At 46.1% G+C, this 12,566-nt stretch carries 10 protein-coding genes; all 10 read right to left on the reverse strand.

Annotated elements, in window-relative coordinates; all coding sequences use genetic code 11:
* A partial coding sequence (locus ACLU24_RS13600) for an N-6 DNA methylase (protein WP_412613226.1) occupies window positions 1–2,923 on the reverse strand: 2,923 nt, incomplete at its 3' end.
* Window positions 2,851–3,261 (reverse strand): TnpV protein, encoded by a 411-nt coding sequence (locus ACLU24_RS13605; protein WP_308167039.1) that lies wholly within the window; start codon window positions 3,259–3,261, stop codon window positions 2,851–2,853. The genes ACLU24_RS13600 and ACLU24_RS13605, both read right to left, overlap by 73 nt.
* Window positions 3,262–4,045: 784 nt before the next feature.
* Window positions 4,046–4,735, reverse strand: a complete 690-nt coding sequence (locus ACLU24_RS13610; RefSeq protein ID WP_148336118.1) for a hypothetical protein — start codon at window positions 4,733–4,735, stop codon at window positions 4,046–4,048.
* A gap of 5 nt (window positions 4,736–4,740) precedes the next feature.
* Entirely contained in the window at window positions 4,741–5,298 is a 558-nt protein-coding gene (locus ACLU24_RS13615) for a hypothetical protein (protein ID WP_148336117.1), read from the reverse strand.
* Window positions 5,276–5,509 carry a hypothetical protein gene (locus ACLU24_RS13620; RefSeq protein WP_014635905.1) on the reverse strand — a complete coding sequence of 78 codons (234 nt, stop codon included), beginning with the start codon at window positions 5,507–5,509 and terminating at the stop codon, window positions 5,276–5,278. Before ACLU24_RS13620 ends, ACLU24_RS13615 begins: the two co-directional genes overlap by 23 nt.
* Before the next feature lie 13 nt (window positions 5,510–5,522).
* Window positions 5,523–6,116, reverse strand: a complete 594-nt coding sequence (locus ACLU24_RS13625; protein WP_412613222.1) for a hypothetical protein — start codon at window positions 6,114–6,116, stop codon at window positions 5,523–5,525.
* A gap of 9 nt (window positions 6,117–6,125) precedes the next feature.
* A complete protein-coding gene (locus ACLU24_RS13630; RefSeq protein ID WP_003525240.1) occupies window positions 6,126–6,419 on the reverse strand; it encodes an exodeoxyribonuclease VII small subunit in 294 nt (97 codons plus the stop codon).
* A gap of 148 nt (window positions 6,420–6,567) precedes the next feature.
* Complete coding sequence (locus tag ACLU24_RS13635) at window positions 6,568–10,818, reverse strand: SpaA isopeptide-forming pilin-related protein (protein WP_412613224.1); 4,251 nt, start codon at window positions 10,816–10,818, stop codon at window positions 6,568–6,570.
* A gap of 70 nt (window positions 10,819–10,888) precedes the next feature.
* Window positions 10,889–11,593 (reverse strand): prolipoprotein diacylglyceryl transferase, encoded by a 705-nt coding sequence (locus ACLU24_RS13640; protein WP_148336114.1) that lies wholly within the window; start codon window positions 11,591–11,593, stop codon window positions 10,889–10,891.
* Between the two features lie 233 nt (window positions 11,594–11,826).
* Window positions 11,827–12,566, reverse strand: a 740-nt coding sequence (locus tag ACLU24_RS13645) for a ParB/RepB/Spo0J family partition protein (RefSeq protein ID WP_412613225.1), incomplete at its 5' end; no start/stop codon positions are given.

The following is a 12,566-nucleotide window of genomic DNA, read 5'->3' on the forward strand; positions in this document are numbered from 1 at the left end:
TTTTATCGTCCAAAACCGTGTAAGAGAAGTTCCTTACCGTAGGGTCTGCCGGGATAGAATTATCTTCTTCCTCCAGTTCATCGGCAACTTCGTATTCGGAGATTTCTCCGTGAATGTTTGATGCTGCTTCGTTCAAAAGTTCCGAAAGGTCGGCATTTTCAAACGGCTCACAGGTTGCTTCCGGACCGAAGCGACCGCTTACCATTTTCATTTCGCCGAGTATCATTTCCGGGTGCTGAACAAAATATGAGTTCATCCTTATACCGTTTTCGTCGGTATCAAGATGAACCCAATCCGGCACAATATCAATGAGCCTGTCTCGCTTTTGCAGGAACAGAATATCGGATACAACCTCTGTTCCGGCATTGCCTTTGAAGGTGTTATTCGGAAGTCTGATTGCTCCGAGAAGCTCCGCCCTCTGTGCGATATATTTACGCACATTGGAGTTTTCCTTGTCCATAGTTCCTTTACTTGTCACAAGAGCCATCACACCGCAGGGGCGTAACTTATCAAGCGATTTCGCAAAGAAATAATCGTGGATTAAAAAGTTGTACTTGTCGTATCGTTTGTCGGAGACTTTGAAATCCCCGAAAGGCACATTGCCGATAACGCCGTCAAAGAAGCTGTCAGGAACATTCACTTCCTCAAACCCCTGTGCCGCAATAGAAGATTTCTGATAAAGCTGCTGAGCGATACCGGCTGAAATGGTATCAAGCTCCACGCCGTAAACCTTTGCGTTTTCCATTGACTTAGGCAGCATACCGATGAAGTTACCGATACCGCAAGACGGCTCAAGCAGGTTGCCCTCCTGAAATCCCATCTGTTCCAACACCTTGTAAATGGCAGTTGATACTTCGGGCGGAGTGTAAAATGCAGTCAGTGTGCTTTCTCTTGCCGACGCATATTCCTCCGGCGTCAGGATATTTTTCAGCATTGCATACTCTGTATGCCAAGCTCCCGCTCGTTCGTCAAAGGCTTCGGGAATACCGCCCCAACCGACATATCTCGACAAGATTTTCTGCTCGTCAGGTGTGGCAAAGCGGTTTTCGTTTTGACAATCCTTCAAGACCTTAATCGCTGCATAGTTTCTGTGAAAACGCTCTTTTTTATTGACTTCTTCAACCTGATTATTGGCAAGGTCAAAATTGTGTCGCTCGGACATAGGAATATCCGGGTGGAGGTCAAAGCTCTTTACCTTTGACTTTTTCTTTTGCTCCCAAGCGGGTACAATCGGTTCAGGCTCTTTGTCGTAACCGTTGCCGATACGAACACCCTCGTTATACATTTCCTCATAACTGTCAAAACCGTTTTGAGTAGCAACGATTTCTCTGTAATCCTCAATCGGTACATTTCCGATGTTCGTTGCCACCATATCAGTTCTTTCAGCGTTTTTAATGAGTGCTTTCATTGTGGCGGAGGTACAGTCGGTCAAATCCGGTGTCCTGTGAAATTCTCGGTTTGCATCCACAAACCATTCCGTACCTACATCGGCAAGCTCCTGATTTGCAATACTGCCGAGATAATCAAAGAAATCCTCAGCCGAGTCATACTCCCTTGCAGCTTGCTGTATCTCGTCAAAAGAAAGCGTATTTGTAACATACTGACCTCCGGCATTGCTGTCGGGGTTATAGTACATCCAAGCTACGCTTTCATTGTCCCGGTCGATAAAGAAGGCGTCGTCATAACCGGTTTTCGAACTGAAATCCTGTACGGTTTCGGTATCGTTTTGAGCTTCGTTTTCGCCTGTAACGGCTTTTTCTTCTGCCGGTAATACACTGACCTTCAAGTGGTCGTTCATTGGATTTTCACGCACTTTTCGGTCAAATTCTTCCCTTGAAAGCTCCTTGTTGAATAGGGGCATATCTAAGTCATAGAGCATTACACGGTTTTCATCAAAGGACAAAATCTCATACTGCGAAGCCCCGATATACACGCTGTCGCCGAGATGATATTCATACTTTGCTTCCGGTTCGACCTCTTTGTTTTCAGGCTCAGGCGGTGCGGTAGAGAGTATCTCACGGTTTTTTCTCTGCTCTGCAAGCTCGGCTCGCCGTTCTTCCTGCTTTTCAAGCCATTCAGGGTACTTTTCTTTTTCCTTTGGGTTTAGGTATCTGTCCATACGGATAAGGTCTCCGATACGCTTTTCCACCTGAGACCAAGAAAGCGTAATGTGCGGCTTGTCACTTCCGATACCTTTTGAAATTGTGATACCTTTTCCGTCGTGCTGTTCGTCAATGCCTGCACCGATGATGACAGGGTAAGAGCCGCCCCAACCGTATTCGTTTTTCAAGAAGTCGGCGTTCTCTTTTGCGGAAAGGCTCTTTTCAAACTGCTCATAGATACGCATTTTACCCTCGGAAACTCCGCTTCCACGGGTCAGTACAGCGTCTATGATTTCCTGAGAAAAAGTAAAGGCAGAGGTTTTTTGTACCTCTGCCTGATTGCCCATTATGAGAGTCAACTGACCGTCCATCGACGGAAGCGGTTTCATTGTATCGGTCAATTCTCTCAAAAGTCTCATTGCTTCAAAATGCTGAGCGATAACGCCCCAGTCGTAGAAGCTCTGAGCGGTTCTGTTTTCGTATTCGCCCTCCCACAAGTGGAGGACATTCTGAAATGTTTTGTAGCCCACAAGCCTGCCGTCGCTTAAAGTAAGCCGGGTGTAATCGTTGTTGAAGATACCCTTGATATATTCGGTACGGGTCGCATTGTCCGTATTTCTCTCATAGAAATCTTTGATTTCTTCCTTTGAAGCGGACAAATGCGGGGTAGTACCGAGTATCTCTCGGATAGTATCATCGCCACCGAAAAACGGCAGGCTCTTGTCCTCGTGGTTTCTGTCGTAATACTCTAAGCGAATATTACCTGATTCTTCACGATTTCCTGTGCCGAGTTCCTGATGTTGTTCATCAGGCGAACCCACTTCATCATATCTTCCGCTTTCATCTGCTCCGTCAGCCCGGCTTTCTGTGCCATCTGCTTCACGAGAGTTTCCTCCAGTTCGCTGGCTCTCTGCTGAACCTCCGCCAAGTGACTGTTCAGAATCCCTTTCGTCAGAAGATTGTAGTACAGGATTTTGTGATGTTCCTTCAGATAAGTTCTCCTCATCTGCGACCATCTGCCGAGAGTCACTTCCGTCTGCTCCGGCAGTTTCAGGTTCGGAAGATTGTAATCTCCCACCATCGTGTATGTGATTTCGCTCATCGCTTTGACTCCTTTCGTCTTTGATGTCTTTATTGTATTCGGATTGCTCCTGTTCATCAATTATGCGATTTTCCTTGCTGAGCGTGCTGATTGTTCTGCTGACAGGGAGCAACGCCATTTCTGCAATGTCGCTTGTAGCAATACCCACCGCATTGAGAACTTCCTGTGAATTAAAACTTGAAATACCGGCAAAGTCATCGGGAGAATAGACCTTGTCTGCGTTCAGTCCCAATCGTGCCATAACCATATATGATACGCTGTTTCTGACAAGCTCCAAATACAAGGCATTTGCTTCGTCGGCAGACAAATACTCAATTTCGCTTCCTGCACCCAAACTCATAAAGTCGGAGATATAGTCTGCGATGTTGTCCTCAACGGCATTGGCAATGCTCTCTTTGACGACATTTTCAATACTCGTTGTATCGTTTACCGCACCGAAAGTATTTTCAAGTGTTTCAATAACTTCTGCTTCATATTCGGGTCTCATCTCCCAAATCGGAACAGGGCGGGAATGTCGACTTTCGTGGGTGTCCGATATATCAAAGTAATGAATCAGCCTTTGACGGCTTCTGTCTGCGTCCTCAAATACGGCAATACCTTTTGCTCCTCGATTTACCCAGCGACCGAAAGTGCCGTTCCATCGTTCGATTTCAAGCACGGCTGTTGCGTCTGGTCTTTGGGCATAAATGAGAAGCTGTTCATCAAATCGGAGCCTGAAATTCCTGCCTGCTGTTTTCAGAAACGATTGCCAGTTTACCGGATTGTCTGTAACTGCAAAACAGGTTCTTTCGTATAGCTCCGAAATTAGGTCAAATTTCCTTGCCACCTCGTCTGCACCTCCTTATCGTGTTTTTTCTTTGTCCTTTGCAGATTTTGTGTTTTCTTTTGCGGCTGGTTCTACAGTATGACCGTTTCTCTCGCAAAGCTCGGCAAATTCGCAGATGTGGTAGAGATTTGTGCCGACCTCCAAATGGTAGTCATCAATATATCTGCAAGTCCTCTCCATTGTTTTGCCATCGCCGAGCTTAATTGAGATTTTTTCTCCGTCCGTAATGCGAAACTGCTCCTGATAGTGCGGGTCAATAAATCGGATACCACGCTCGGCATTTTTCAAGTGGTTGTTCAGCCACTCTTTCTGATAGCAATAGCAGTACAGATTGTACTCTCCACGGTTGGGATTTAAACGCATAAGGTAGGAATATCGCTCGGTATCAACACGGACGCCGTAATGATTGCGGTCATCTTCGTAGCTGCTTTCGGGGTGTTCATAGCAGAATTTTGACATAGTGCTTCTGCCGCTTAAAAACTCGCCGTCCCCGAAACGGTAGGAGTTTATCACCAAGTCAAATTCCTTTTTGAAATCGTCGGTCTTTAAGTCCTTTCTGAAATCGTTCCAAGTCGTCCAAAACTCGTTCCCGTTAGAACCGAAGTCGGCTCTCAAATATCCGATAAGACCGGTCTGCATAGAGAGCTGCTGACTTTGGCTGAAGGTGTATTTACGCTCTGCTTCGGTCAATACTCTGTAATCCATTTTCATCACCTCGCTTGTTCGTTTGGTTGTCTTTGCTTTGGAATAGAAAAGCCATATACCCCGGCAATGTCATCGCCGAGCCTTTTGGTAACTCGTGTGATGTCGGCTCTTGTAGCTTTTCCGTTGTAGATTTTATCTTGCAGATTTTCAATCTGCGTATCGGTAACACCGTCTTTGAATACACGGTATAGATAATGGTTTGTACCGTCGTGATGAACGGCGTCGGCTCGAAGATCTCCGTACTTATCCACATACCATTCGGTGTAATCGGTATCGGAATAAAGGCAATCCTTGATGTTGCCGGAATCAATCATCTTGTAGCCCGACACTCTGCCGTTCCATCTGCCGAGGTCGCCGATAACGATAATCGGCTGTGAAAGCTGAATGTTGAGATTTACTCGTTCATCATAAAGATTTTCGGCATTGGATTTTACCATAATGTCGTAAAGCTCATCATCGGAATATCCGGGATACAGTTCCTCCAAAGACTCTCGCCAATCATCAAGGTCAAGGCTAATGTCGCTCCAAATGATATGGCGGTCATTCTGTTCCGGACTGCTCATCAGTGCCACCTCCCAAATAAGAGAACAGCTTATTGGCTTTGGTCTGCTTCTGAAGCTCGATAATCAGGCTCATATCCGGAATAGTGATACCGGGAATTTTCAAAATGCTCTCCATATCAAGCTGCTGCAATTTCTTTTCCGTGTTGCAGCCTGCGTCAAACAGTTTCGTCAGAAGCTTTGTCTTCTGCTGAAAAGTGAATTTTTCCTTCATTGCTTTGTCCTCCTTATCGTTGTTTGTCTTTGTTTCGCTTCTTGTGTAAAAGCTCTTGTGCCTTTTCCTTTGCCCATTCAGGCAGACGCTCAGGCTTTACTTCGCCCATAACATCCATTCTTTCATATCGGGTTGATTTTCCGGTGTGAAGATTTGTGCAGAACACAGCACTTCCACGGCTGTTTGCCGACGCACCGAAACCGCCCGTAACATAGTAGAGCTGTCTGTCGGCTCTCTGAAATTCAGGCTTTAATACCTTTGGGTCAATGGCAATGATTGTGCCGTTGATGTCTTTGGAATAGTGGTCGGGGATACAGTCGGCTTCCGTTATGAGTGTGATTGGAATATCCAGCTTTTCGACCTGTTCCTTGAAAAGCTCCGCTTCATTTGCCACACGGCTACCGAAAAGGTGTACGATTTCGATATAGTCATCGCTTACCATACATTCCGAACACAGTTCAAACAGGTCGTTTCGCTCCGCAAAGCCGCACAAAAACTTATTGCCGTTTGTGCTTTGCTCATTGGAAGCCAAGATAACCTCCTTTTCGCCCACATTGACCGAGCAGAGAACGGTGTATTCACCGATTTTTCTTTTTTCCTCGTTCATATCCACACCTCAGCTTACTTCAATCACAATTCTGATGTTTCCGCAGTCGCAGCCACTGCACTGTCTGGACAGTTCAGGAAACAGGGATTGCACTCTCTGTCTTGCTCTGCGGATAGTCTCAAAGCACGGCAAGCCGTACCCTTTATAGTTGTTGACTATATCCTCAAGCGGTAAATCTCCGACTCTCATATAGCTGTATCGGTTGTAATAGCAAAGGATAAGCTGCATATCGTCATACCTCGTTTCGGGGCATTCTCTGAGTATTGCAAGCACCTTGCTGTCAACCGTCTTTTGCTTGTTCATAATGCACCTCCGTAAAAGAACGGTGGGCGAAGTTTTCACTCCGCCCACTTTGGTGTTCCTTATTTCTTTCTGTTCTTAATCTGCAAGAAGATAAAGCCGCCGATAATAAAGGCGACTAATACAACTGCTACGATTGTTTTAGCGTCCATTACTCATTGTCCTCCTTCTTCTTTTTTCTGTACGCAACAACGGCTGTGCCGACAATACCGAGGGCAGAAAGTCCCGCAAGTGCAGTCCACAAGCCGACATTGCTGTTATCTCCGGTCTTTGGTGTGTCTCTCAGCTCATTGTGCATTTCCACAACGGTAGTAGAGCCGACCTTTACGGTTGCAATCTTATCCGCAGGAAGCACATAGGAAGCAGAAACAGTATCCTGAACCTCGGAAACGGTGTAATCGCCGATACGAAGTCCCTCGATAATGATTTCACCGTTCTTATCGGTCGTGAAGCTGCGGTCATAACCGTTTACTCCCGTAACTCTGAAAGTGAAACCTTCAACTTTATCGTCAGAGGAAGTCTTAACGATTTTCAGGTTTCCTTTCATTGCCGTGTTAATAAAGCCGACGCCGGCTTTGTTTTCTACCTCGTAGGTGGTTTCATCTTTTTCAATGAAAACAGAGTACACACCCTTATCAAGTTCAAAGCCTTCCGGTGCTTTGGTTTCTCTTACAAGGTATTTTCCGTAAAGAAGCTCCTTCATCTCGTAAATACCCGTAGAAGTTTCGTTGAGCGTACCGATAAGCTCGTCGCCGTCGTCCAGTTTGCCATCGCCGTTTACATCTTTGTAAACCTCAAAGGTCGCTCCTGTCAGCTTGTTGTCCGGGTAATCTTCATCAACCTTAGTCAACTTGATATTGCCGTGAACATACTCATTGACGATTTCAACCTCAATGACCTGACCGACCTCGGAGATTTTAACTTCATAAGAAGTTTCATCAAGCACGAAGCCCTCCGGCTGCTCGATTTCTTTTACAAGCCAGTTTCCATACGGTACTTTGTCAAAAGAAAAGCTACCGTCATTTTCAGAGGTAGCAGTCATCAAAGCATTTTCTTTTGTAAATTCAGTTTCATCAGCCTTAAACAGACCGATTACAGCACCTCCCAGTGCTTCGCCGTTTTCGGTAATCTTCTTACCGGAAACAGAACCGTAAATGAGCTTGTTCTCAATCGCTTTTCCGTCGTTGACTGCAATCTCAACATTTGCGGTATCCTGACCGGCATAGCTGAAAGTGAACGGATACTTGGCGTCGGAGAGAATATAATGCTCATCGGTGGCAAGCTCCTTAACATAGTAGCTTCCGAAAGGAATTTCGGTTTTGATAACAGCCTTACCGTTTTCGGAAAGAGAGATAATCTCAATCAGACCGTCTGCCGGGATAGAAGTACCGCTTGCAGAAACAAGTTCCTCTGCGGCGAAAAGTCCGAAGCTGATATTCTTCATTTCATCGCCGTTACCGATGTTGAAGATGTCGTTCTTTTCAATAGTCTTTTCAAGACTTACCGTAACCTTTTGTCTCTCGTTTACGAAGCTGGTTGCGGTTTCAGTTACGGCAACTTCCTGACCTGCGTAGGTCAGCTCGACCTCGTGTGCTTCCTTATTGATAACCATACCCTCCGGTGCGGTGATTTCGACCACAGTATATCTGCCGAGGTAAATCTCCTTACTCTTGGCAAGTCCGTTTTCATCTGTGGTAACAGTATCTACGACCTCGCCCTTTGCATAACGGAGTGTACCGTCGGGAGTGATAATATCTTCTGCTGCGGTAATCTCATAAACCGCACCTGCAAGACCTTTCACTTCATAGACAGGCTGATAAATCACATCGGCGTTTTCCTCTCCGGAGATATTTACCCCTGAGAACACCTCGCCGGTCTTTTCAATGCTGACAGTACCTTTCTGTGCCATATTAGGCTTATCGACCTTAATCACAGTAATACCACCCTCATCGGAAGAATGTTCCTCTGCCACATCAAAGTACACCGGTGTGCTGTCAAGCACATATCCGTAAGGAGCCTGAACCTCAACAAGAGAATATCCCTTGCCGTATTCCAGTTTCTCCGGTGTAACAAGCTGTCCGTTTGCGTCGGTGTAGAAAGTATCAATCGTTGTCGGAGTAGGATAAGTGAAGGTCATTGTTACCTGATTGCCGTCAGGGTCAAAGATTTTGAAGCCTGCACCGGCATACGGAATGTTTTTACCACTTTCTGCGTCCACCTTAACCACCTTGATATAGCTTTCAAAGTTTGCGTTGTTGATGAGATAGCGGTAGGTCTGTCCGTCCTGAGCAATGAACACATCGAAGTCGTCCATTAACTCACGCCCCTCCCAACCGGAGGTTTGATGAACGGTATATACGCCGTAAGGCATATCCTTGGTCTGACCGAAGCCGTTTTCATCACAAACAATTACATCTCTCTCATCTTCCTCTGCTGAATCAAAGCTGCCGGAAGATTTGAGATAGATTTCAAAGGTTGCACCGTTTTCGGGTGTCTCAATCTGAGTTTCTCCGTTATCGGTATGCTTGATGATGGCGATATTGCCTTTCATAACCTGTTCGGTAACATCATTTGCTGTCTGATTGTGTTCCACCGTATAAAGCTGCGGTTCTGCACCGACCTTATGAATTGTGGTATCAAGCAGATAGCCCTCGGACGGAGTGATTTCACGGATTGTCCAGTCATCATCACAGATATATTCCTTTGTGGTAAACTGCCCGTTCTTATCCGTAACATATTTGTCCACAAGGGTTTCGCCCTTATAAATGCCGTAAACTGCTCCGGCAAGGGTAGCGTCGCCCTGCGGTGTGCCTTCCTCTCGGTCGCTCTTTGTTACGGTTACGCTGAACTTTTTGAGAATGTTCGTGAAGTTTCTTGTGGTTACTTCTTTCCAGTTAATCGGTGCGGTCTGATTTGCAGGCACAACATAACGGATTGCGGTATCCACTTCCTCAATGGTGTATGGGGTAGTGCCGCTTATAAGCACATCATCGAAAGAAGCAACACCGTTCTTATCTGTCACTGCATATTCATCTACGGCAATACCCGCAAGCGAAGTTCCGTAAAGGTGGAAAGTTACACCCTCGACCAGATTATCCTCCGAAGATTTGATAACCTGAAGATTACCTCTCTTGAGAACATTATTGAAGTTGACCTTTGCCACCTGACCGGCAACAACAGTAACTCTGTGAACCTCCTGCGGTACATATTTGTCGATAGACTGTTCTGTTACCGTGTAAACACCGGGCATAAGGTTATCCAGTTGGAATTTGCCGCCGTTTGCGGTTGTTACAGTCTGATTGACACCGTTACCGCTGATGGTAAACTGAATACCGTCAACCTTTCCGTCCTCGCTTGTCTTTACAATCTGACAAGAGCCATAGCTGACCTTCATTTTGACAAAGCCGCTGACAGGGTCGCTGACCTCCTGAGCGTAAGTGACCACATCCTGAATGCCGTTGCCATTCTGGTGGATACCATCAGACCATACAACTACACCTCTGCGGACGCCGTTCTTTTTTGCGGCTGTGATGGTAAATTCCTTGCTCGGAGCTTTATCCATCGAAACAGTCAATTTGTTTCCGCTGACGGAGAAAGAAACACCGTCAATGTTTGCCGAGAAGTTGTAATTGCCAAGCACACCGTTTGTATCGGTGAGAGTAGCAACATACTTACTTCCGTTCCATTCAAGCTCATTTACCTTTGCAGAACCGCTTGACCTTGTGCAGAAGCTCGGCACTTTGGTGTGATTCTGAACACTTGTTACCATACTGTTGTAGTACGACAAGATTTTACTGCGGAGTGGGTGTGCAGAGCTTACACATTCAAGCACAGCATTATACCCGCCGGTAGAAACGTGATTAAAGCTTGCGTCTCTTTCGCCGACAATCGTTTCCCAAATTAAAATCTGAGTGGCATAAGCGTGTGCGATACAGTTTGCGTCGCTTTCGTTTTGCGACTTCCAGCTTGTCGAAATACCTCCACGATATCCGTACTGCAAGATACGACCGATAAGCAGGCGAATATCATCGCCGGAAATAGTACCGTTCGGGCTGATGTTATTGAAGAAGTTCTCGTCCTTTTCAGTAAGAGTATCGCCAGTCCGCTGACCTGTACCCGGTTCAATACAGTAGGCGATATTACCCGAATACGAACCCATTGCACGAAGTCCCGTATATTTCGTGGACAAGCCTTTCCAACCGTTCATATAGTTGAGATTGCCGTGTCCCCATTCGCCGTTGTTATTGGTATCTCCGCTTCGGGGATAATCGACGAGGTACACATCGGCTTTTTCTCCTACGGCTGCAAAGGCTGTCGTTGCCCCAATGCCCATAAAAGCAGTAAGGCTCATAACCGTCGCCAACATAAGCGAGACGGCTTTCTTGAATTTTGTTTTAACCATTGCGTTTTCCTCCTTGAAATGCAAAAACGCACCGATTTTACTCAGTGCGTCTGCTTAAAATTATTTTGTTTTAGCAGTAGCCGATATAGATGTTGTACTCCGTATCGGATAGCTTTTCTGTCCATATCCACACAGCGGTAAAACCCTCGCTGTTCTTGTATCGGTTCAGTCTGCTTTCAATATCAGACTTGATACCGCTTCGGTTAGGATTTGCGGATATGGGATTGTCCCAACATTCTGTCGCCGTGCTGTCAAGAGAAAGCCCTATGCTTACCGCATACTCTTTTGCGTAACTAACATAAGGGCTGACATCGAATGTCTGCTTGGGCGGCTCTGTCGGTTTCGGTTCTGCCGGCTTTTCAGTCGACTTTTCAACCGGCTTTTGTTCGGCAGTTGTCTGTTCTTTCGGCTGTTCCGGTTGTTTTTCGGGTTCAGCCTGCGTGGTTGTCTGCTTCGGTGGCTCTGCCTTTGGCTTTTCGGTTGCAGGAGTATCAGCCGTTTTTTCTTCCGCCGGTTTTGTCTGTACCGTCGTAACCGTCTGACTTTCAGCGGTTGATTTGCATTCTTCTGCCGTAATCGGTGTTTCCTCCTGAACTGCCGTGCTTTCCGGTTCTTCTGCCGTATCTTCCTGAGAATTTGTTTCAGTATTACCAGCCGGAAAAGAAGTCTCCGTTTTCGTTATCTCCTGTGCAGCTTCTTTGGCTGTGTTACCGTTACAACCTACGAGGAAAATCATCAGGCAGGCAAGAACACAAGGTATCAGCCTGTTTTTCATATCCATCGCTCCTTTCTGCTTTAATCGTAATCAAAACCGGTCAAAACATCAAAGGTGCGATTGGCTGAACTTTTTATCGTAGCAGACATTTTGCTTTTGCTCCAAATGTGCGAACCCTTTTATAGACAGCTATATGTTATTAGAGATAGATATACTCAAGGGAGATAGAGTATATTTTTCAGCAGGTTAATAGCCGGTATATATAGGGGTTAGAGTGTGAGAAAGGGGGAAGGCTATCGGCTGTCACGGTCGGCTCTGCTTCGCAGAAACTTGTTGTAATGCTCCAACGCCTTGCACACAAAATCCTCCGTTTGGCTTATGGGAATGTTCTTCGGGATAAGCTGTCGAACCCTGTCGCCCCTCAAAACAATTTTCTCCCTTTGGTTTGGTTTTTCCTCCGACATAATCGCTTGGATTGCTTCGGTTGTGAGCTTGCCCTCCTCAAAGAACTTTCGCATACGGATTGTTTGGTCGTGGGACGGGGTTGCGTCGTTCAGGTCGATTTCATCAACCACATCACGCTGACTGTCCTCATCGAGAAAAGACAATTCAACCGCCGGTCGCATTTTAATTCGCCCCTCATCAACATAATCCAAAAGTTCGGGAACAAGGTTGGTAAGGCGAATATATCTGTGAATCTGATTTCTGCTGTCGCCACATTCTTCGCTCATTAAGTCAAGACTTTGCTTTCCTCGTAAATCAATCCCCACTGGGGATGAATTATCTTTGCTTGGTCTGCCTGCCTGTCTTTTCATTGCTTCGCTTCTCATTTTATATGCGAATGCTTTTTCAGAGGGAAGTATCTGCGACCTTTGATAGTTGCTCTCAACCATTAAAATCGTGGCTTCGTCTCGGTTCAGCTCAACAACTTCACAACGGAGCGTATCAAACCCGGCAAGCTCACAGGCTCGCTTTCGTCTGTGTCCTGAAATGAGTTCGTATCTGCCGTCCTCTTTCTGCCTTACCGTCGCCG

Source organism: Pseudoruminococcus sp., assembly GCF_047012705.1.
Taxonomy (GTDB): Bacteria; Bacillota; Clostridia; order Oscillospirales; family Acutalibacteraceae; genus Pseudoruminococcus.

Bases quoted from the DNA above. Each gene is read 5' to 3' on its own strand.
- ACLU24_RS13620 (WP_014635905.1), bottom strand. From the start codon at position 5,509: ATGAAGGAAAAATTCACTTTTCAGCAGAAGACAAAGCTTCTGACGAAA.
- ACLU24_RS13635 (WP_412613224.1), bottom strand. From the start codon at position 10,818: ATGGTTAAAACAAAATTCAAGAAAGCCGTCTCGCTTATGTTGGCGACG.
- ACLU24_RS13640 (WP_148336114.1), bottom strand. From the start codon at position 11,593: ATGAAAAACAGGCTGATACCTTGTGTTCTTGCCTGCCTGATGATTTTC.
- ACLU24_RS13610 (WP_148336118.1), bottom strand. From the start codon at position 4,735: ATGGATTACAGAGTATTGACCGAAGCAGAGCGTAAATACACCTTCAGC.
- ACLU24_RS13625 (WP_412613222.1), bottom strand. From the start codon at position 6,116: ATGAACGAGGAAAAAAGAAAAATCGGTGAATACACCGTTCTCTGCTCG.
- ACLU24_RS13615 (WP_148336117.1), bottom strand. From the start codon at position 5,298: ATGAGCAGTCCGGAACAGAATGACCGCCATATCATTTGGAGCGACATT.
- ACLU24_RS13605 (WP_308167039.1), bottom strand. From the start codon at position 3,261: ATGAACAGGAGCAATCCGAATACAATAAAGACATCAAAGACGAAAGGA.
- ACLU24_RS13630 (WP_003525240.1), bottom strand. From the start codon at position 6,419: ATGAACAAGCAAAAGACGGTTGACAGCAAGGTGCTTGCAATACTCAGA.